Origin of the sequence: Ammoniphilus oxalaticus, from assembly GCF_003609605.1 — a bacterium.
Classification (GTDB): domain Bacteria; phylum Bacillota; class Bacilli; order Aneurinibacillales; family RAOX-1; genus Ammoniphilus; species Ammoniphilus oxalaticus.
In genome coordinates this window covers 1-20,965 of sequence record NZ_MCHY01000003.1, presented here as the reverse complement: position 1 = coordinate 20,965, position 20,965 = coordinate 1, and the positions used below count along the sequence as shown (strand labels likewise).

At 40.2% G+C, this 20,965-nt stretch carries 24 protein-coding genes and 1 pseudogene; 9 read left to right on the top strand and 16 right to left on the bottom strand.

The genetic code is table 11. The features are described 5' to 3' along the window. Nucleotides 1-32: 32 nt before the first annotated feature. The 7 genes from BEP19_RS01735 to BEP19_RS01705 all read right to left on the bottom strand — a co-directional run bounded on the left by BEP19_RS01735 (nt 33) and on the right by BEP19_RS01705 (nt 5,702). Nucleotides 33-455 carry a hypothetical protein gene (locus BEP19_RS01735; protein WP_120188149.1) on the bottom strand — a complete coding sequence of 141 codons (423 nt, stop codon included), beginning with the start codon at nt 453-455 and terminating at the stop codon, nt 33-35. Continuing rightward, entirely contained in the window at nt 452-679 is a 228-nt protein-coding gene (locus BEP19_RS01730; protein ID WP_120188148.1) for a hypothetical protein, read from the bottom strand. Before BEP19_RS01730 ends, BEP19_RS01735 begins: the two co-directional genes overlap by 4 nt. Beyond that, on the bottom strand, nt 679-3,207 hold the full coding sequence (locus BEP19_RS01725; protein ID WP_120188147.1) for a VirD4-like conjugal transfer protein, CD1115 family: 2,529 nt from the start codon (nt 3,205-3,207) through the stop codon (nt 679-681). The genes BEP19_RS01730 and BEP19_RS01725 overlap by 1 nt, the downstream gene beginning before the upstream one ends. Next, nucleotides 3,204-4,328, bottom strand: a complete 1,125-nt coding sequence (locus BEP19_RS01720; RefSeq protein ID WP_147393754.1) for a hypothetical protein — start codon at nt 4,326-4,328, stop codon at nt 3,204-3,206. The genes BEP19_RS01725 and BEP19_RS01720 overlap by 4 nt, the downstream gene beginning before the upstream one ends. Before the next feature lie 64 nt (nt 4,329-4,392). Then, the gene (locus BEP19_RS01715) at nt 4,393-4,620 is read right to left on the bottom strand and encodes a hypothetical protein (protein WP_120188145.1); all 228 of its coding nucleotides are present in this window, start codon (nt 4,618-4,620) and stop codon (nt 4,393-4,395) included. Nucleotides 4,621-4,647: 27 nt separating this feature from the next. Next, nucleotides 4,648-4,863 (bottom strand): hypothetical protein, encoded by a 216-nt coding sequence (locus BEP19_RS01710; protein WP_120188144.1) that lies wholly within the window; start codon nt 4,861-4,863, stop codon nt 4,648-4,650. A 326-nt stretch (nt 4,864-5,189) separates the two neighbouring features. Then, nucleotides 5,190-5,702 carry a helix-turn-helix domain-containing protein gene (locus BEP19_RS01705; RefSeq protein ID WP_120188143.1) on the bottom strand — a complete coding sequence of 171 codons (513 nt, stop codon included), beginning with the start codon at nt 5,700-5,702 and terminating at the stop codon, nt 5,190-5,192. Between the two features lie 466 nt (nt 5,703-6,168). Here BEP19_RS01705 and BEP19_RS01700 point away from each other — a divergent pair, with 466 nt between their 5' ends. The 3 genes from BEP19_RS01700 to BEP19_RS01690 all read left to right on the top strand — a co-directional run bounded on the left by BEP19_RS01700 (nt 6,169) and on the right by BEP19_RS01690 (nt 7,371). Then, nucleotides 6,169-6,810 carry a ParB N-terminal domain-containing protein gene (locus tag BEP19_RS01700; protein WP_120188142.1) on the top strand — a complete coding sequence of 214 codons (642 nt, stop codon included), beginning with the start codon at nt 6,169-6,171 and terminating at the stop codon, nt 6,808-6,810. 77 nt (nt 6,811-6,887) lie between these two features. Further along, the gene (locus BEP19_RS01695) at nt 6,888-7,139 is read left to right on the top strand and encodes a hypothetical protein (RefSeq protein ID WP_120188141.1); all 252 of its coding nucleotides are present in this window, start codon (nt 6,888-6,890) and stop codon (nt 7,137-7,139) included. Continuing rightward, a complete protein-coding gene (locus tag BEP19_RS01690) occupies nt 7,108-7,371 on the top strand; it encodes a type II toxin-antitoxin system RelE family toxin (protein WP_120188140.1) in 264 nt (87 codons plus the stop codon). The genes BEP19_RS01695 and BEP19_RS01690 overlap by 32 nt, the downstream gene beginning before the upstream one ends. Nucleotides 7,372-7,675: 304 nt before the next feature. On the opposite strand, the gene BEP19_RS01685 is transcribed toward BEP19_RS01690, so the two are convergent. The 3 genes from BEP19_RS01685 to BEP19_RS01670 form a co-directional block, all read right to left on the bottom strand. After that, nucleotides 7,676-7,927: a hypothetical protein gene (locus BEP19_RS01685; protein ID WP_120188139.1), complete on the bottom strand. Its 252-nt coding sequence runs from the start codon at nt 7,925-7,927 to the stop codon at nt 7,676-7,678. Nucleotides 7,928-8,537: 610 nt separating this feature from the next. Continuing rightward, nucleotides 8,538-8,849 (bottom strand): hypothetical protein, encoded by a 312-nt coding sequence (locus tag BEP19_RS01675; protein ID WP_120188137.1) that lies wholly within the window; start codon nt 8,847-8,849, stop codon nt 8,538-8,540. Between the two features lie 179 nt (nt 8,850-9,028). Further along, nucleotides 9,029-10,147 carry a hypothetical protein gene (locus BEP19_RS01670; protein WP_120188136.1) on the bottom strand — a complete coding sequence of 373 codons (1,119 nt, stop codon included), beginning with the start codon at nt 10,145-10,147 and terminating at the stop codon, nt 9,029-9,031. 752 nt (nt 10,148-10,899) lie between these two features. Here BEP19_RS01670 and BEP19_RS01665 point away from each other — a divergent pair. From BEP19_RS01665 to BEP19_RS01655, 3 genes are all read left to right on the top strand, one after another. Beyond that, nucleotides 10,900-11,658: a ParA family protein gene (locus tag BEP19_RS01665; RefSeq protein WP_120188135.1), complete on the top strand. Its 759-nt coding sequence runs from the start codon at nt 10,900-10,902 to the stop codon at nt 11,656-11,658. After that, on the top strand, nt 11,651-11,899 hold the full coding sequence (locus BEP19_RS01660; RefSeq protein ID WP_120188134.1) for a hypothetical protein: 249 nt from the start codon (nt 11,651-11,653) through the stop codon (nt 11,897-11,899). Before BEP19_RS01665 ends, BEP19_RS01660 begins: the two co-directional genes overlap by 8 nt. Nucleotides 11,900-12,131: 232 nt before the next feature. Beyond that, the gene (locus BEP19_RS01655) at nt 12,132-12,410 is read left to right on the top strand and encodes a hypothetical protein (RefSeq protein ID WP_120188133.1); all 279 of its coding nucleotides are present in this window, start codon (nt 12,132-12,134) and stop codon (nt 12,408-12,410) included. Nucleotides 12,411-13,227: 817 nt separating this feature from the next. Here the strand turns inward: BEP19_RS01655 and BEP19_RS01645 are convergent. After that, the gene (locus BEP19_RS01645; RefSeq protein ID WP_120188131.1) at nt 13,228-13,524 is read right to left on the bottom strand and encodes a hypothetical protein; all 297 of its coding nucleotides are present in this window, start codon (nt 13,522-13,524) and stop codon (nt 13,228-13,230) included. Between the two features lie 533 nt (nt 13,525-14,057). On the opposite strand from BEP19_RS01645, the gene BEP19_RS01640 reads away from it, so the two are divergent. The 3 genes from BEP19_RS01640 to BEP19_RS01630 all read left to right on the top strand — a co-directional run bounded on the left by BEP19_RS01640 (nt 14,058) and on the right by BEP19_RS01630 (nt 16,637). Further along, the gene (locus BEP19_RS01640; protein ID WP_120188130.1) at nt 14,058-14,915 is read left to right on the top strand and encodes a copper amine oxidase N-terminal domain-containing protein; all 858 of its coding nucleotides are present in this window, start codon (nt 14,058-14,060) and stop codon (nt 14,913-14,915) included. A 117-nt stretch (nt 14,916-15,032) separates the two neighbouring features. Continuing rightward, nucleotides 15,033-16,259 (top strand): hypothetical protein, encoded by a 1,227-nt coding sequence (locus BEP19_RS01635; RefSeq protein WP_120188129.1) that lies wholly within the window; start codon nt 15,033-15,035, stop codon nt 16,257-16,259. Between the two features lie 114 nt (nt 16,260-16,373). Further along, on the top strand, nt 16,374-16,637 hold the full coding sequence (locus BEP19_RS01630) for a patatin-like phospholipase domain-containing protein (protein ID WP_120188128.1): 264 nt from the start codon (nt 16,374-16,376) through the stop codon (nt 16,635-16,637). Nucleotides 16,638-16,937: 300 nt separating this feature from the next. Here BEP19_RS01630 and BEP19_RS01625 read toward each other — a convergent pair. From BEP19_RS01625 to BEP19_RS01605, 5 genes and pseudogenes are all read right to left on the bottom strand, one after another. Next, nucleotides 16,938-17,105 (bottom strand): annotated as a pseudogene (locus BEP19_RS01625) (ATP-binding protein); the annotation flags it as partial. After that, the gene (locus BEP19_RS01620; RefSeq protein WP_120188127.1) at nt 17,056-17,460 is read right to left on the bottom strand and encodes a transposase; all 405 of its coding nucleotides are present in this window, start codon (nt 17,458-17,460) and stop codon (nt 17,056-17,058) included. The gene BEP19_RS01620 and the pseudogene BEP19_RS01625, both read right to left, overlap by 50 nt. 413 nt (nt 17,461-17,873) lie before the next feature. Continuing rightward, nucleotides 17,874-18,977, bottom strand: a complete 1,104-nt coding sequence (locus tag BEP19_RS01615; RefSeq protein ID WP_120188126.1) for an SAVED domain-containing protein — start codon at nt 18,975-18,977, stop codon at nt 17,874-17,876. A 26-nt stretch (nt 18,978-19,003) separates the two neighbouring features. After that, the gene (locus BEP19_RS01610; RefSeq protein WP_147393753.1) at nt 19,004-19,474 is read right to left on the bottom strand and encodes a Mov34/MPN/PAD-1 family protein; all 471 of its coding nucleotides are present in this window, start codon (nt 19,472-19,474) and stop codon (nt 19,004-19,006) included. Between the two features lie 2 nt (nt 19,475-19,476). Next, nucleotides 19,477-20,965 (bottom strand): ThiF family adenylyltransferase (locus BEP19_RS01605; protein WP_147393752.1); only part of this gene is annotated, 1,489 nt, incomplete at its 5' end.

Sequence of the window (20,965 nt, the reverse complement as noted above, 5' to 3'; positions counted from 1 at the left end):
TCTTCCCCTCCCTTCACGTAATCGCATCCAAATTATCGATATAGATTGAAAAAAGAAGTAAGTTCTTCTACCAATCTTGATCCAGCATATCCGTCCGCGGGTAGTTCACCAACAACTCTATTGTTTTCCATATAAAAGACTGAATTTCCCCTTATATCACTTGAATCTGGATACATAGGTCTACCATCTTCGTTTCTATTTGCCCCATCTGCCCGATATGGATTATACATCCACACAGTCACTTTCTCTTGATTCGCCACTTGCTCTACTGTCTTAACAAAAGGCTCGTCATTATCTACAGTAATGAACACGAATCCATCCTGATCGCCTTCAAAGTATCGGTTGATCTCGTCAAAGCTCGTTTGGGTAAAATAGGAACCGCCGTTGCCGCCCGATCCGCAAGCCATTAACAACAAGAAGGCAAGCGGCATCAGCCATCCGATGCTCTTTCTCACGATTCTCCCCCTTCCAACGCTTGGATTACTTCTTTTACAGACAGATTCAACGTGCCGTCAAACTCTGAAAAGTACGTGGTCGTTCGGCTCTCGCCCGCTTCATTGACCTCATTGCGAAGGATGATGATGCCGTCGTTCGCTTGCACATACAACGTTTCGCCTTGCTCCAACAACGCTTGATTGGCCGTGATATAACGATCAAGCAATTCCATTTGTTCACGCATTATCCCGCTTCCTCCTTTTCATTTAACTTGTTTAAAGCAAATGTGATTTTCGATACCATCACCGCGACAGTCTTTTGATCCGCGATCTTCTCGCTGTCTGCAAGTAAGATGTCTCGAAACGCCAATAAATCCATTTCTCCGTATTTTTTCGCCAACGCCGGATCGTCGTACACCGCCAACAATACATCCTGACTGATCACGCGATTCGTTTGGATCCGTGGCTTCGAATCGGCTGGACGACCCTCGTTCTCTTGTTCTCTTTTTTCTTGCTTCCGCTGCGCATGTCGGTTGCGCGCCAAGTCTTGCTTCCTTTTCGCCAGTAACGCGGCGGCTTCTTGTCTTTGTTCTTCCCTCTCTTTTTCTAGTAACTCTTTTTCTTCTTGCGCCTCTTCTTGCTGTCGCTTCCTTTTCGCAAACTGATTCACCTTAAAATCCGCTTTCAATTCGTTTAAGTCGATCATCGCATGCGCGCAAGGGATGTCCATTTCATTGATCGATTTGCTCGTGTCATAGTCATCGGCCAGGTATTCCCACCGGTACTTTAACGCCGTTTTTCCTGTTAAATAGATCGGATAGGATTGAATCCGATTGCGGTTTTTATCTTGGCGTTTAATGACGCGAATGACGATCATTTCGCCCTCTTTTAACCCCATCACTTCGGTCGCGGTTAAAAGTCGCCTCGCGTCGACGTTTTCCGTCCGCGATTTATTCAACGACACCGTTTGACCGGAACGCGATTTCGTCACGATGGTCTGTTCGCCGAGTTTCTTCGAAATGAGCTCCGCCGTGCTTTCATCGGCCGTGAGCAAGTACAACGTGTTTCCGCAGTTCCCGTCAATCGTCTTCCATTCCTTATCGTACAGGTTTTCCAATTGCGAGTACGCTTGAATGATGAGATTGAAACGAATGTTGCGACCCAAACACACGGTAATGATATTGGACATGTCTTCGATCGGCGGCATGTTGCCAAACTCGTCTAAAAGAAAGATCACTTCGCGATGACATTTGCCCCCTTCCGCTTGGGAAGCGACGCGCGCCAGGTTCGTATAGACCTGTTTCACATACAAAGACGCAATGACATGAAACGTCGCGTCATAGTCGGGTGTAATCATGAAGATCGCCGTGGGCTTGTCGTGTTGCATGACTTCTCGGATCTCGATTGGTTCGTGATCGCATGCGCCACGTAACGTTCCCTCTTTCTCCGTGATCCGAATGGTCGCATCCATTTCGCCGACACGGATCGTGATGTCATCTTGATGCCGCAACGGATTTTTATGGTACAACGTAAACATGCCGTCCGCGTCCGAGCGGATCGTCTCTGTTTTTCCATTCGGAAACGTAAGCGTCACCCGTGTGTCGGGGGTGGTTTTCGCTTTGATCCACCGCCCGAAACCGATCAATGTCATATCATAGGAATTTTGAGACGTCAGTTTCGCCGTCCCATCCAACGTGAACACGCCAAGCTTGGCGTTCGTGTTGGCTAAAATACTGGCCCGCGTCTGTCCGCCTGAAAAGTTAATCGTCGCATATTGCATTTTCGCGGGATGATTTTCAGGAAATTGGCCAAAAAAGTCATCCAACGCGCTGATCTCTTGTCCGTTGGCGTCTTCCACCGTGCGCGTCCCTAAGTCCGACAGCATCAACGCGACGTTATACATGTTGATTTTCTCGGGTTCGTGTCGGCATTGTTCGCACAAAGCGAGGATCAACGCCGTGCATAAATCCGTCGATGAATTGGCCCAGAAGGGATCTTTCGACGTCGGATCATAGTACAACATGAACGCCACGGAACGCGCGTATTGCTGCGCCAACGAATAATTCCCCTCCATAAACGCGTCGATCGTCAATTGCAATAGATTATACGACATCGACTGGATCGGATTCATCAGATTCAACACTTCCACATGATACCCTAGTTTCTCTAGCGTTTCATTGGAGGCTGAAAATAGCTCTCCCTTGGGATCGTTAATGACCATACTCGCCTGTTCTTCGGCGCGACTATAAATATCAATTGCGGAGAAAACAAAGGTTTCTCCTTTCCCTGAGCGCGTGGTCCCGATAATTAAGTTGTTGACCGGGCTGTCATCGATAAACAATCGGTCTTTGTAACGGGCGATCGGCACGCCGCCCGAACCCGAAAAACGCTCTTTTCGATCGGGCACATCCCGATACTGCTGTTGAATCTCTTGAAACGTTGTGAACCGCGCGCTCCCCTTTTGGTCTTTATTCAGTCTTCCAAAACTATTCAATACCTTAAACACGCCAACGAGACTGAGCGTAAAGGAAAGAACAAATAAAGCGACATAGAACAAGAACGCGGAACCTAAAAACGGAAAAGACAGCAGCATGGAAGCATCCAGCTCGATCTTTTCCGTCTGTAACAGCGAACCCGACCCCAATGTCTTTTGAAAGACATCGATTCCCAGGTTCAAAATAAAGTTAAACGCCAAAAACAGGATTGAAAAGATGGCTAGAAAAACAACCAACCCAATCCCGATCCCTCTCCATCGTTTGTTCTCCTTCATCATAAGGCCGCCAACGCTTCTTTTTTCTTCGCCAATTCCTCTGTTAACGTTTGGATCAAGGCGGGGTCTTTGCCATTCGCCTGCTGTTCGCGTTCCAACTTTTCGGTAAGCGTTTTGATTTCCGCTTGCAACACTTCGTAGCGATCGATGACCCGTTTGAGATTATCGTCGTTGTTATGATTGATCTCGATTTTGGCTTCTTCGATTTTGCCTAACCGCATCAACGCGTATGTTTTCATGCGAGAACGCTTCGCGGTCATGTTGATCGGCGGCAGGTTCAGCATCAATTCGTAATTATGTTCGTAGAACGCCATATCAAAGCGGGCTTCGTTGGTTGGATACAGTTCATTAAACGCTTTGAGTTTGTTGATCTTCTCCTGGTCTTCCCATGACTCGCTGTTTAAGATGTACGTTTCCACTTGCACGGGATCTTCTAAGACCGCCACCGCTTGATCGTAGTCTTCGGCTTTGAGGTACATATCGACCAGGATGTGCTGCTGTTTCTCCGATAACGCCTCCCCCTGCAAATAAGCTTCCAATCCTTCTTTGTTGCCAAGCAAGGCTGTTTCATAGATGTCGATCAGTCCCTTTTGATCCTCCACGATGTCTCTGCCATCGCCCAATGCTTGCTCGTATTGCGCTTTTTGCGCAATAAAGATCGTGGATACCGCGCCCAACGCGGCAATGGAAAGGGCCGCGGTTGCATACACGACCCTGCGTTGCCACGTTTTTAATTTGGAAATGCGTGATTTATCCAAATGAATGAGCTCTTTATCGATAATTTCTTCCTTTTTGTAGGATTCAGGCGTCAACGCTTCGATTTGTTCCAAAAAGTACGTCTTATCCGCTTGATCCTTCTTGCTGACCTTGATTCGCTCGCTGATCTTTTTAATCTGCTGATAGATATTTGGCGCTTCGTACGATCCGAATTGAAAGCTGCCGTCATAAAACGTGAGATCCGTTTCCGTAGAGATCACCACAAACCGCGAGGTCATGACGCGTTTTTCTTCGCGGCACTTGGTTTCTAATTCATCCGTCAACTTCACCGCTTCGGGAAAATCCAACCGCGTATGATTCGGGATCAACGGATCGTCGACGCTAAAAAACAGGACATGCAACATCATTTACGCTCCTTTCTGTATTTTTGGCATCAAAAAAAGCCACCCCATGTCTCTTGAGTGACTTTTTCTAAAATTTAATATTGCTATCGATGCCTTGCGCAATCCCCATCGCGCCCATCACCACGATCAACCCGACGCTGGCGCCGATAAACCAACCAACGGACTTTCTGCGCCCTTGATCACCGCCTAAAATTAAGTAATAGCCACCAATACAAAAAGCGATCGCCGCACTCAATAAACCGAGCTGCTGCGCCCACTCTAAAATGGACTGACCCGTTGAAATTAACCCTTCCACGTCTGTACTCCACCTTTCCTAAATGGTTTATAGTGTAACGCTGTGTGATTGAACGTCTTCGCTCTGCTTCGCTTCCTCTTTGCGCTTGCTAATTTTGCTATCCAAGGCTTCCAAGATGAGCTTATTGTTCTCCTGTAAAAACTGTACGTGTAGCTCGTCTACCCAATCGTCGTAACGAATCCCTTGGATCTGCAAGAGTTTTTCTACAAACTGTTTGTTTTGACGTTGCTCTTTTGTCGCCACCTACTTCACCACCTTTTTCATTCCATTGGCAGTAACACACCATTCAAGACAGTAGGTGTTGTAAGTTTCTAGCGGTAACTTACGAACTCTACAATGACATGCGAAGCCCACGATCCCGACTTGCTCATTGACGCACAAGGTTTTTAGATCACCAAGAACTATTCACGGCCACTGGTCAAACAGCAAGTTTTCGGATGACTTGCCCAACCTTTCAAATGAGTATATCCATGCCTCGGCCCTCGACACAGACACTCCGCTATGACGCCACAGCCCGCGTATTTGTCTTTTTTACTGTCTTTAATGGTGTGTTACTCTCCCTCTATCTTCTAACGAACTTTTACTTTCTGATTTCTATTGCGGCTTCGTTTCGGTTCGTTTATTTTTTTCAACTCTTCTTCCGCATGTTTTCTTTTCGCCACAATTTTGGTTTGTGAAACGACCGTCTTGGCTCGGTAATACAGATCGGTGATGTGTCTCACTTCGCCCGATTCTTTTTCGATGCCGATCGAACCGACCACGCGGTACACTTCGCCCTCAAAGGTTTTGACTGAATTTGCCCTTGGCAAATCGTACAGCCGAAAACGTTGGCCCATTCTATCATCCTCCGATTGTTCGTTGTTGAGTTTCAAATCTAAGTAATCCCACGGCACGTTCGATAAGGGAATCCCTAATGTTTGTGTAATGATCCAAATATTTCGAATGGATGGCGTAATGATGTCTTTGCTTTCCCACATGCTGATCGTGCTTTGTTTAATCCCCGTCAATTCGGATAAATCCGCTTGTCTTAAGCCGCGAATTTCTCGTTGTTCTCGGATCCAATCGCCAAAATAGTAAGCCACTTCAACCCCCTTTTTCTAGCAACCGCATCTACATGGTGTAGTTTATATTCACTCCATGACTAGCAGTTGTTTTTAATTCCAGTTTTTGACTCGCTTGATATCATCATACGTAACCTATCCAAGTTTTTCAATGGATTTAGTCAACTTTCGGTCAAAATGAACCCTTGGTACGTATTAATTTGTATTCAAAGTAGCCAATCGCGCCTTTGCGACTATGACCTTGGGCGCATGTGTTCGGATTGAGTTGAATGGCTACGTAATCGTAAACGTGGACGTAGATGTATGTGTAACCGTGTGGAGTAACAACTTGTTCCTATTTAAGTGACAACTCCAATGTGTAGAACGCTGTAAGTAAAAAGAGGGACCTAGTTGGATCTCTTTATGTTTCTCGCTTTATTTCGTTTTAAATGGCATGGAGAGGTTTAGAAAGTGATGTTAAAATAAACCAGAAGGGAGAGGATGAAACATGGCGCACAAAATGACCCTAACAGGTAAATCGATTAGTTCGTTGCGATCCATCGGCAACATCTTCCCTTTTGATATGGAGGAAAGCGGTTCACCTTCCGCGCCGAAAGGATTGCCAAAAAGCAGCCCGATCACCTATACCGTCTTTGTGAACCAGAAGCAGTTAACCAAAGCGGGCATCGACGAACAGAATTTGCAAGAAAATCGATTGTTTATTCAAGGCGAGCCGACCCTCGACATCCCAGTCGATGAATGTTGGGGAGAGATCGGCGTCGTCTGTTATCAAATTGAAATCGTCGCCGATAGAAAGAAAAAGTCAGCCGAGAAAGAACCCTCGTCTCAAAAAGAGATTGAAGAAGCGGAGGAACAAGTTGCCGCGGCAACGGAAGAAAAGACACAACGCCAACCGAAAGGAACGCAAGACCTGATCCCGTTGGACGCGATTACCATTCCAGAAGAGTTTTTGCAGACCGTGCCCAATCGTCAAAAAACACATCAGGCGATCGAGTTTGTAAAGAAGCATGGCCACCTGGACAAACCCATCACGATTAACGCAAAGAATGGTGTTCTCACAGACGGCTATCGAAGGTATGTCGTTGCGCAAACGTTAAAATTGGATGTCGTTCCGGTGACCTATTCATAAAACATCCATATCATTAAATTTAACGTTTGTGATACGCTAAGATAAGAGCAGACATTTTTCAGGAAGGATGATTTTTCATGGCAATTAGCAATGAAGAGCTCATGAAGTTGGTTCACGCGCTGCCAGAGGAAGCCAAGAAATCAGCCTATGATTATTTAACATTCCTTGCGCTTCGTCACACACGCCCCAATTGGGCTGCAATCGATCAGATGGAACCTGACGATGCCCCACTTACAGAGGAGGAACTTCGGCAATTAGACAGCGAGGAAGGTTTTGTGACGGGAAAGGACGCTAAACGTGAGTTCGGATTATCAGTTGATTTACCATAGAAACAGCATTAAATTTTTAGCCAAGCAAGAAAAAGCCATTCAAGAACGCATCGCATCAGGATTAAGAGGCCTTCTTCAAGTACCCCCGATCGGCGATATTCGATCGATGAAAGGCTATGCTGGACTCTACCGACTGCGAGTGGGGGCCTACCGCATCCTTTTTGAAATCGACCACCATGAAAAAATCGTGTACATACGCACCATTGATTCCCGCGGCGGCATTTACAAGTAAAGGGACCTTAAAAATAATAATCCGATTTTCCCCTATACCTTTATAGGGGAAAATCGGGTCTTATAGTTTATTTGTTACGATCTTCTTTTTTAAAGAATCCGACTAGAGTAAGAATAAACCCAAAAATTAAAAGGTAGAGCTCATTCCCAGCTGTCCTAAATGCAGGTTCGTGTGGAATGTATATTGAAACCAACATTAATGCTATACCCAATAGCATTATTTTAGTAGATCGCATGATATCTCCTTTAAATCCTAAATAAAAATGATGCTACAAAATAACGGTTTTGTCACGCTAGAGTAGCATTTACTTCATCTCTTTTAAAACATTTAGCAAACCTGCTAAGAAGAATAAAATGCCTATTATTAAAAATGCCATTACAAAAAAGTTTTCAGTTAATGACGGCATCGTTGGATCTGTTGGATAACTACCGCCTCCACTTGCCGCAATCCTATGTACAGACCAGAATACAATTGAATTTATCCGTTCAATTGTATATATCAAACCGCTAAAAATAAGAAAAAGAGTGCCTATGATAAAATAAGTGCTTTTCTTCAATATGCTATACAACTCCTTTGGACAAGCAATGTTCGTAGAAACCCTACCTCCCCGTCATAGTTACTGAGTAACACAGTAACACTGTTACCGGGATCAGACCCGTTTTCCCCTCATTTTTTTATTCTATGCGCTCGAAAGAGCCAATAAAGGCGAGTTTACGCCCTAAAAGGGGCCATGTATAGATTCCTGCATAAACAAATCGGGCTTATGAACAGTCCAATCCCTTTGAATTCAAGGCAATCCGCTCTATGGCCGTGTTGAAGTAAGCGGACAAAATCTAACTTTTGTTCCCCTGCATGTAAAAGCTATACAACTTCAAATAACATTCCCTATAAACCCTAACAAACAAAAAATCAAAGACCCTAATAACATGGAGCTAATGATTGTGCGCCCTATGATTCCGTCGTCTTTACGGTCCCGTAACCTCATAGCCATAACGACACAGCTAATGAAAAATAGAATTGAAAATAAAATCGTCGAAAAGAAAAACCCCATGTCTCTCACCTCTTTTCAGGAGCCCTCCATGCATGTGAACCTTATTTTGTAAGAGGATCCCTTAAATATTTTTTCAAAACGAATTGCCGCTTCTCATATTCAAGAATATACACACCTATGTGAAGAAATAGATCACAGCGAAAACAAGTAAAAAGAAGAACAAGCTGGCTGAAAAAATGGATACAGTCAAATTAAACAGCCATTGGAGGATAAATCCAAAGGAATACAAAATCTTTCGCCAGGCAATGCAAACAAACACGATCAGGAGCAGTCCGCCCAGCGGCACTTTGACGGTCATTAAGAATAACAAAAGAATCACTAGAAAAACAGGTTTGATGTAGACGACAAATCGATGCAAGCCTCGTTCCAACGTTCTTGATCCATCTTCAAAAGTCCTTTTCTTCTCGTTTTTATAGTAATTTACCACTTTCTCCAATCATCTCCTTCGTTAAAACAGATTCTAACGCCCCTAAAGAGGGTTTCTAGGCCACTGAATGCCAGGTTGGTATATTTGTCTAGACTTGACGCCCGCGTGCGCCAGCAGACCATCCTGAGGCTTCCATTGCCCTTCAGGATGGTCTGCTCGTTTGATGACTTTTGCTTTGACTAGCCTATGAGCTCACTTTTTCTCCTTTTATATTCTTGTTCATCGATTTCATTCAATTGGTATAGCAATTCTGTTGCCTCTAGTTTTTGTTCCATCGTGAGTTCATCCTGATCGGAAGAAGCTGCTGGATCCGTGTCTTGTTCGCTCTGACTTTGATTGACGATCCATTCAGGCATATCCGTTTTCTTCTTTTGAGCTTGAGTTGTAGTTGCTTCTTCCGCTTTTACGTTATTCATCATGGCTTTTAGAAAGTAGTGTTTAAAAGGGACACTAATTTTAGCCTCATTAGCTTTGAATAAGGTTTGAATAAATAGAGCTTCGCTATAGCCAGGTTTTTCTTTTATAGCTAAATAAACCGTTTCAATGTCTGTCAGTCGGTCAAGCATCTTTTGATTTTTTAATATGATTGACTTAATAGATTCACTTTCTATTTGAGATTGATATGTTTGAGGTGGTTCAAAATTTGAACTACTGATTTGATTGATAGACTGACTTTTATTCATCTCATTATAGTCATTTAAAACATTAGATTGATTCAAGACATTATTGTGTTCCCGTACGGAACTAGGGTAGTTCTGTACGGGAACTAGGGGTAGTTTTGTATGGGAACTAGGGTCAGGTAGTTCTGTATGGGAACTACCCCCTTCTTCTTTTTTTGGCCGACCACCTTTTAAAGCGGTTTTTCTCGTTTCAGTCTTATAATCTTTATCATAATCACGTATAGGTTTAATCGGTCTTGTTGCTAAAGCAGGATCGTTTTGTGGATACTCATATACGATTATATTAACTGGATTATGGCCACCCTTACTTTTTAATTCTATTTCCTGTAGATCAATTAGGCCGTGATTCCAAAGTGGCCTGATGATTTTATTATAGAATGTTCCTTTTCCGACACCGAGTTTCTTTTGAATTTTATTCATGCTATTAGGGATTACATCATGTTCCCGTTCCGATTGGCTACGGTCTGCCCATGTATAAAATTGGAGCCATGCCCATATTGCGTCTTTACCAATCTTATCTTGCCAATCGTCTAATACGATAAAATGTAACTGAGGTAGCCTTAATTCCCCTCTTGTTTTCTTTCTACCTGAAACAAATTTAACGGAATCTTTAGTCATTACAATCTCCCCCAATATTTTATTGGCAGGAGTCCTATATTTTGTGTTAAAATATAATTTAATTAAATTGAGTGTAGGACTCTATTAGGATCCCTGATAGGACTCCTGCCTGTTTTGAAAAACCACCTCGTCCCGCCAAAGACAAAGGGTGGTTTTTTTATCTTTTTCTTAGAAAAACAATAAAAGCCCTTTCACTGATTAGAGTGAAAGGGCTAAATATCCTTTAAAATACTTACAGTAAACGGAAAGTAATCTGTAAATAAATTGACAACACGACTCTGATATCGTAAAATATGAGGTAAATTAGTTAACTAATTCATCCTATGATGGATTCAAAGCCATGCGGAAGCTCCTGTTCACTGACTGCAACTCAGTGATCAGACCTATTGAAAGTGTTAGCGCACGATCATTAGGCCGTATGGTTTTTATTTTATTTTTTTAAATTGAATGTAATTAGGAAATACTTGGTTTTTTAAATTATATCGCAGGATTCGACTTTATTCAATTCATTTCTGCATGACCATAGATATCCCTCTGCCACTCCGTATACCTTATATTACCACAATGGCACGTATACGTAAACATATACATTTACATTTACGTATTTGGTTTTATGATGTGTTCTGTCGCGAGTGCGAGTGTTTGAAGAACTATTTAATTTTAAAAGGTTACTATACACCAATCAAAAACATTGATAATATAAATACGTACACGTTGTTATATACGTATACGTAAGTGGGAGGTGATACTAAATGGCAGTCGTTATAACCTGCGGAATACAAAAAGGCGGTTCGGCAAAAACCACCACCGCTGGAACCTTATCTTATTTATTAAGTCGGGAACATCGGGTCCTTGCCGTTGATCTTGATAGTCAAGGAAACTTAACCGAACTTCTTACCCAACAAGACATTTATGATTTTCATGGTCAAACAATACTAGAGGCTATGAAGGAACAAGATGCGCGAGGCTACATACATCGAATTGATGACACTCTTCATATACTCACGGCAGAAGATCTTTTAGCTACATTTCCGCGATGGCTGTATTCAGAATACGGAGATAATCGATCCTTAGTTTTAGATAAGACACTTGAAAAAGTGAAAGATGACTATGATTATATTTTGATTGATACACCTCCCGCCTTGGGTGACCAAACAATTAACGCATTGTGTGCGTCTGATGCTGTTGTGGTTTTATTTGAGGCTTCAAGGTTTTGTTATTCAGCATTAGAAAGGTTCCTAGAGACTGTAGGCCATGCTCAAAGAAAGGTTAATCCGAAATTAAAAGTGGCGGGAATCCTTCGATCGATGATCGATTCACGTCGAACGGATTCCAAGGCTTTTATTGAGTTGGTCGAAGAGGATTATCCAGAGTTAGTTTTCGAAACTATTATTTCTAGAAAAGCTGCAACAGGCCGATTACCTATTAACGGTTTTTTTAATAACTCAGAGTTGAGGCAGGCTGTAGAACCTTTTCATGATGTCGTAAAGGAGTTGATTAATCGTGTCTAATAACTTTAAGGACAAAATAAAGAATAAGGTCCGATCGTCTGCTCACGAGCAACTAATTGAACCTGTTCATGCAAACGTAAACAGAGGAAAGAAAAGGGAAAAATTTGAGGATCGCTATTCACGCCAAACGGTGTGGATTGAAAATGAAATCATTGAGCTTATTACACGAGAGGCTCAAAATGAACGTGGAGAAAAAACAAGGATTTTTAATGAAGCATTACGTCAGTATTTTAAGATATAAGCTCCCTTCTATAAAATATTTGAAAACAACAACACAAACACTTACATATACGTAAACGTATATGTAAGTGTTTTCTTTTTTTCCAAGCACATAGGGTTCGTAAGTAAGTTTCACGTCGTTCTATCGGGACTTTCAGATGCATAAACTTTTAACATCTAAGACGTTGAGAGTCTCAAACTTTTAGTGGCTCATACTCTGAGACTAGAGGATAAATGAGAAACGGAGTGATTATGTGAAGGTTAGAGGAGTAGGGCAGGGGGCGCCAGTCCGAAATACGCGTTCAGATAAAAAAGAGCGTGTTCAATCTTATGTATCATCTGATGATAAACAAAAATTGAATCGATTGGCTCGGTCTTGTAACACAACGGAATCAGAACTCGTTAATGAAGTACTTTCTTATTTTTTAAATCATCCTGATTTTATTAATTGGATTCAAGATAGGCATGGCGTTACGAAAGAAGATCCATTCCGTATAGTGCCGATCAATGACGAGGGAAAGCTTATTTATTAGCCAAAGATCCGCTTGATAAACGACTTGTTCTTAGGATTATTTGGGGATATTGCCGTGTACAATTTTTCGCACTTTAGGCATCGATATTTAGTTTGCTTGGTTGCTCCATTTTTTCCGCAATCTATACAATTCATTTAAACATCCCACCTTTCTTATTAACCAATATTGACAGAAAGTTTGAATGGCATACATACAAATTAAACTAATCGGCCATGTATACGTAAGTGTAACTGTATACAACTACGTTTACGTATATATAATAACTATTTGAAAGATAAGGAGATTTAAATTGACATAAGACCATCTCTACTTAGTTATTAGATACACTCTTTTGTGGCATATAGTACTAATTAGCGTTAAAGATAAAAAGTGAGATTATAGCTTAAGGTAAAGAGATCGAGATCGTGGTCGATAATCCATAATTATGGTTCAAGAGTGAGACAGTCTAAATCATGCTATACAAATCATGTAAGAACAAATACGTAAACGTAAACGCATACGTATTTGTTTACGTTTGTGTATAGGGTAGTCTCAGTAGCGTGAACCTTTTCTCGGTTTCTTATAAACACATTTAATTAGCTGAGTAAGCATGGTCTTGTTAGCGTAGCGTGACAAAATTGTCATTTGATTTCGTGTTTTTAGAAAAAACTGCGTTAGTATCTTAAATCTTACATAGGATTCAGCCCTGATTGGCGGCCTGATCAAGGCTTGAGGTTACTAAAAAAATGCGGGGAAGATGGACAAGCTGATTACTGTCCTTACGCAAATTAATAATCTGTGAGTCGAACAAAAAAGGAAAATAGAATTTCGTTTTCTTTTAATGAACGATATGGATGCGACCATTTTCGAAAATTTCAACTGATTGATAACTGAACATAAGCTCTGTCCCTATAAAATTACTCTCTTCTCTTAATTTACGCTGCATTTCATTATATTTTAGCCTGTCTAACACCAAATGGTAGAAATACACTTTACCACCTTCGGATAAATCGGAAGTAACCATCTCGAAATTATCGCCATATCTTTCTTTAAACCACGCTCTTGCTTCAGCGTGATCATTGAATTTGGGGATTTTATCCTCGTCTTCTCTTGAAATAGCATTAGGTCCGTACATATTTTAGCCTCCTTAAAATCGATGACTACAATTTTATTTTATCCTATTTTTAATTTTATGAAACAAATTTTATTTTTTTTTCGAATAGCCCATCAAAAAAACAGCCCGAAAGCCCGAAAAAAGCACACGGGCGAACTGGTCCCCACTTTAATATGTGTGCTATCTTTCGAGTTCAAAACCTTTTTTATTCCATTCATTAAAGTCCCAATAGAGTGTGCCCTATTGAGGCAAGGCTTAAAAATATGAAATAGCATGTTGTTAGGCTATGCCTAAACGAATATAGTAAAAGGCCGATATATCCAAGTAATGACTTTTTTCGGCACTTCACCATTTTCTTTGGGTAACGGATATTAATAGAGAAAATTACAAGGGGCTTGATATGATGCTTCTGTCGGCATGATTCGTTACTCAAGTCTGATACCCAAGGGTTTTGTTAGGCTGCCAAGCCCATCATGCCCGCCACTCCTAATAGCTCGATATATGTCTAATAGATAAAAAGGTCGTTATTATTAAGTATATGAGGAGATACAGGAATGAAAAAGATAAAACGTGGTTTAGTTATTGGTTGTGTGATCTCATTTTTATATGTCGGTTTAAATACCGCGGATGCATCGAATGTAAAGACTTATTTGAATGGTCAAAAATTAGACTTTGATTCCCCAGCGGTTATTAAAAATGGTTTTACCCTAGTTCCAGTTCGAAACATTGTAGAAGCCTATGACAACAGGAATAAAATTGATTGGGATCCCGTTGCAAAATCAGTAAAGATCACAACGCGATATCAAAAGGAAATTACTTTAACAGTAGGGTTACCGTATGCAAAAGTGGATGATATAGGAGTTGTTATTCCTAAGGCTCCAGAAATAATCAATGGTAGAGTGATGGTACCGTTAAGATCATTAAGTGAAATGATTGGTGTCGAGGTCGATTGGGACGGTAAAAACAGAGTGATTAACCTTTATGGAAACCATCATGAAAATGCAAAAGAAACTAATTCTTATTTTGATAACTTGTTTGTTGCCAGTGTTAAGCAAGGTAAGCTTCCAGATTATGATATAAAAATAGGTGATCCGATATCTAAAGCGGCATTACAATTAGGGCAACCCGAGGTTATCGATTATTGGGCGGGTGCTAATCTTTATGAGTATTCAGACGTTTCTTTCCACTTTGATCCATTTAGCAGTGAGAATATATTACAGATTACAAAATACTTAGTCCCACAAACCAGGGAATCTATTATTGAAAAATTAGGGCAACCAAATGATGAATATCTTTTGTATACTGATTTCTGGAATCATATAATTTATATTTACGGTGACTTTACGATTGATTTTAGTGGTGACTCCGAGAAAAACAATATAACTGAGGTATCTATATATAAGAATCGATAAAAAGTTTAGGACGTATCGCTATTCGGTATGTATTGGTTTTGGAGCTAGTATAGATGGGTTGTTTAGATAAAATTTTTGAAATGATAGTATGTACTATTAATTTAAGGAGCGAATGGATTGAGTCTAAGAAGATTTGTATTATTTATAATACTATTATTAATCTTAACATCCTGTGCCTCTGGAAAAGAGGTCGCTGATGGAATTGATGAACCTCAAGATAAAGAGGATGGTTATGAAATTAACCCCACCGAGATTACTCCATTTGACATCTATGATTTTTTCCCAAAATACGCAATAGATAATAGTAACATTGAAATTTTAATATCAGAGCCTGTGCAAATTACTGGTAAAAATCCAAAAGAGCAGTTGATAATTTTCAATTCAGCTTCTGATAGTCATGAAGATTTTGTTGATACTAATTTAGCCATCTTTCAGTACAGTACAGATTCTCAGAAATGGTTGCCCATCTATAGTGAATTTATTATAACAGATTCCATCGAAAGCCCGACGGACCATTTACATGAGGTACATTTTTCAAAATTTATACCGAATTCTATCAAGGAACAAATATTAATTACAACAAGACTTGGGTTTAATGGGAAAATTGGGGACCTTGTTATTTATGGAAAAGGAATGAATGGTAATGTAGAGGAGTTATATAGCGAAGGGTATAGTTCAGGTCCCATTAAAATAAAAGACGGAAATATATATGTGTTAGAAAATATTAATCATGGGAATTATATTGAAATTGTGTTACATAGAGTTTATTGGGATCAAGATCAATTTGTTGATGTTGTCTTGGATAGTTTTGAGGTTAGTTGGCAAGAAGCACTAAAGATTACGATAGATGACCTTCTTGCAAGTAATGATACATTTAATAGACCTAAAATCCCTTTAACGAAATTAGATATTGATTTAGATTCTGAATTTATAAGATTAGCGAAGCAAGGAAAATTAAAAGGGATGTCGTTTGGAATTGGGACAAAGGTAAGTGAAATTATGTTAGTAGAGGGCGATTTTTTGGAAGGCGGAGGATGGAACGGGGCTAATTATATAGGTTACGAAAAACATGCCTATATTTATCATGATCCAGAGAACCATATGCTAATGTATCCAGGCTCTGAAGTAACAGAAGATACCGTGATTGGTATCATGAGATATATTCCTGCTATGAGCGAACAGGATATTATAGAAAAACTTGGGGAGCCGGATTCTGCTGACTATTTTGAATATAATGACGCCTACTCAGTTACATATACTTACGGGAGATATTATCTAGAGTTTGAAGGTGAGAATGAAAGTAATCTTAGCTTAATCAGATTGTTAAAAACATGGGTTGATTAATTGTATTTAACATCGTAGCACATAATATGATTTATATTCACACACGACACTCCCAGATTTACATTTAAACAGATTAAAAATAATAATATCTATGAGACAATCAAGGAGAACGGAATGTTTTCTTTTTATCATGTTGATGGAAATCCGAATAACGTTCGAATCAAACCAATTGAAATTGATGGAAAAGAAGTGTTGGTGACGGAAAAATACGAGATTGATGGGTCTTTAACAAATACGCTTCCCAATACGTTCAGCTATTTTTGGAAAGAGGACGATATTTGTTTTCAAGTCCCACCTCGCTTAGATCATGGGCAGAACGAACCGATGGTCAGCTTCTTGATGAATACAGATTTCATGGATATAAATGATCTACACTAAAATGAACACAGCGGCTTATTCTTTTGTAGGATGAAGCCGCTCTTTTTATTTGGTTGTTATCATTTACATATACCTAAGTATTTTCAAGAGTTTCAAAGATGTCAACTTAACTAGTCACATAATATGCACTATGCGCTGTCTGTCTGAATACGGCCTCGAGATCTTACCAGCCTCGCCATCTTTTGTACCACCGTTTGCCAAGAAATGTACCACGCAACGCCAAGACGTTTACCACAAGATAGAAAAGTCCTACAGATTAAGCATTTGCTAATCTTGTAGGACTTTTTTGTATTTAGTTAACTAAAGGCCTAATCCATGGCGTTCACGCATCGAGATCTCTCCGTCAAGTAGAATCTGATAGGAGTCATGAATGATGCGGTCTAAAATAGCTTCCGCAATCGTTTCATTTCCTAACTTTTTATGCCATCCATTGGGATCGATTTGAGAACAGAAGATAGTCGTACCGACTGTAATGACGCAAAAAACTGCGATATGAATACGGAATCTTTTGGTTCGCTCGACACGCCGCTTCATATTCATGATGCAAAAGGGAAAGCGTTACATTTGGCTTGGCTAACTCCTTATGAATATAATCGAAATCCAATGGTTGCCGCCCCGAACCCTCCAAAGACTTCTCCGGGAAGAGAAACTCTTCAATCCATTTATCCGTCATTTCTTCCTCTAACGGACAGACCAATCCCTTCCTTTCTGCAAGACCAATGATCTCCGTTACCTTTTGACGAGAATTACCTGTACTGGCGGAAATGCCTCTAAAACTAATCCCCTCATCGTGCAATTCCAGTATCTTTCGATAATGAATCATACAAAAATACCCCCTACATAATAACGGCACGCTGAAAAGCGCGCTCAATAATTATACAGAAGGTATCGTGGTAAACTGCCTGTCACTTACTGGTACAATCTTTGTCACTTGGTGGTAAATAAGATGGCACTGGTGGTACATTTCAGTGGCCGTATTCACTGTCAGAAGAAGATAGGTTGTACTTGGCATATAAGATAGAAAAAAGCCCGTTTTCATCGTTTTTTAAAAAATTAAACTCAGCGCATAAGAGGAAGGAGCCTATCCCATGATTAATAATTGATTTGTATTTATGGGAATTGGAGATTGGGGGGATGAGGTTGAGATGAAGCGAGATTAGATAAAAAAGATACGCTGTTCCCCACCACACCGCATCTTTTTCATCGATAGAATTCGGCTCCTGATTTAACAGTCAGCTATATTGTTATGGCCATCTGATATTTTGGGTTTTTACGATTGTCATAATTATAGATATAAACATCTGGCCACATACTTTTATTTATACATCTACCTATTTCAACAGCAAGACCGGCGGGACCAGCGTAAAATAAGTGAACTTCACTATAACCATTTTTAGTAATCATGTCATAGATTTCTTCCCTGAATAATGAAAGAATAGAGCTCACATGTTCCCTATATAGAACCCGATCTGGTCGTGGATTATTAATTTTTATTTCCATTGAATCATATTTTTTGGGGGGGATAACGGCTTCAACGTCCCTAGTGTGAACAATCCCACTAAGACCAATAGTAACAACCAGTTGATTTGACGAGCATTCATTTCTATTGACTGTAAGACCTAGATCTTCAACATGTGGGGCTTCAGGTGAATCAAAAACCCACTTCATACTCATTCGGTCATATTGATAAATTGTAACAGGATTTGTGTCAGTAATAAGAGAGCCTATATGAATCAATAGCGGAATATGTGATAGAGGAAACATCTCAATTTTTGCTCCCGGCCAGTGTCTAGCAGTTTCTTTAAACTTTGCATATAATTCCTTGTTCTTTTTCTTCGCCTCTAGCCATCCTTCATCAGTGAAGTCCATTAACTCCTCCTGATATTGGATATTTGCAATCAGAAGGTTGTTCAACTCCTCACTCAGAATGATTTCATCCAGCGGCTCGCCCTTCGTCTTATGTATTAAGGCGATAGATTTTGAATTCGTTTCCACCCTTCTTTGAACCCATTCTTCGTGCTCCTTTTTCATTTCAAAGAGTAATTCGGGAGGGTACTTTCCCCTTATACGACTATCATCAATAATTTTATGGTGATCATAACAGGTAAGCATTAGATTGGGCTCATTATCAACGTTAAATTCAGTGATCTTGTATTCCGCTTTATATTCTGCCCTTGGTCCCTTGCTACTATGACCTATAATATGAGCTGCGTTTGATAGGTTGACATTAATCCCATCTACTTGGTATAAAAGTTTTTCATTACAACCACGGAAAGCACAAATCCCCCCTGAATTTGCCCATAACACGAACTTATCAGCAGCAGATGTATAACGTGACATTTTATCTCATCTTCCCTTCAAATATTTTAAGATAATAACGTTGACTGTTTGCTATTTGCTCTCTTATGCCAAACGTGAATTTTTTTGATACCTACAATAATAAAAAACATATCGTTTGATTCATGGCCTTGATGTACAATTCGTTCCCAGTCATTAAAGTCAATAAATGACGGATACGGAATATCTTCAGGATGGGTATGCCATTCTCCTAAGTAAAAACAACGTCCCTCACTCTCTTCCCATTTCTCATTAAAATATTCTTGATGCTCCTTTGAACTGCGGATAAATCTCGTTCGTCTGCAAATGTCATTCTTCATGGGTACTGTAATATCATCGATAATGTAATCAGAGCTTTCAATTAAAATACGCCCAATTAAAATGCCACCAGCTTCATTATCATTTGAAGAAAGTTGACGATACTTTATCATTTTTTCAATTGCAGGTTCTCTTAACTTCAGTTTTTTACCACTAGGCAATAAGAACGTTTGTCCATTCAAACTCAAGCCTGCTTCCCACCACTGCAGATAGGACACTGTGGATCCTTATACAGCAATCGCATTTCATGTAGCCTTTCGTGGGTAAAACTGTAACGTGGATTTAGTTCAAACCCGACAGCTAGGAAGTCATTTGCGTCACCTTTCCATGAACAAAGGGGATTATCCGTTTCCTTATTTAGTAAAACTCGGGCCGATTCCTCAACAGCCAATAGAGCCGTTTTCTGGCTATCAAGGAAGTTATAAGGTGTGAAAGCACTTCCACACCCTGTGATACTCTTAGCGAATGTCTGAAAAGGTTTTGCGAAGGCTGCTCGATTCGATATCGGCTCTTCACCAACAGGCATAAAGAGACATTGATAGCACCCCTGTTTTGTTCCATTTAGTGTAACAAGTGCATGTCCGCCTATCCCGATGGGTTCCACCCACGTATAAATCACAGGAATTGGAATTTCGAGCTGATGCATGAAGCGGTTAATATACATTTCCTCATTTGGACTCCCGATCGCAACAACAACTAGGTCTACCTCTGACCAATTTATTAAATCCTGGTTTACTACCTCAGTAAACTCCTTACAGATCGAGTCGACCTCGAGCATCGGATATTTTTTCTGCAATTCGTCTTTCATTGCGAACACTTTAAATCTATTTAAAGGACCGTTTTCACTTGCAACATATAGATGGTTAACTCCAAGGAAATGACGATGGATGTTATTTATATCAAGGACATCCGGATCAACAAAAGTTAACTTTGCAAGACCAAGTTTGGCTAGTCCTGTTGCTACTTCACTCCCTATAGAACCAACTCCGATAACAACAGCATGTTTGTTTATCAACTCGGCATTACCTCCTGTCCGATTTAATTGAAATTGCGGATGAAACCGCTTAACACTCAGTGGGTGAGCTGTCATCGTTGCAGGAGACATAACGAGTGGATGTAAACGAATAGTAGGGATGACCTTGTTTTTTCGATTTTTCATATGCGTTACTTCACGTATCCAAAAACGTATCCCAAATAAAGCAAGTCTGCCGTTAGAAAGAGGCAAACCTATAATAATAAATTCTTGGAATGGTACCAATCTTTGTTTCCTTTTAAAGATCTTTCTTAACCTCTCCTGGTTAGAAGGTGATAAATTGGAAAGAATATTCCCTCTTAAGTTCTTTATCTCACTTAAGTCTAAAGTAGACGGAATAAGCTGTGTTTCCTTTTTTAATGGAAGATAGATGCAACGTGATCGATAGGCACTCTTCATATCCATATGAAAGAAACTGCGCGCTAAATCTGGCATATTGAACTTTGGTTCCGCAGCGATAGTTGTAGTGCGTTTTTCGTGAAAAAACACCCAAAGATTTAATTCACGCACGTCATCATTACTTTCGCTAATAAAACTATAAATTTCCTCAATGCCGTCCTGCTGTCTCCAATAGGCCTCAAATTCTGTTTGAAAATCTTCTACATTGGTCCCTTTAACCCCTTCTTCTATAACCTGAATT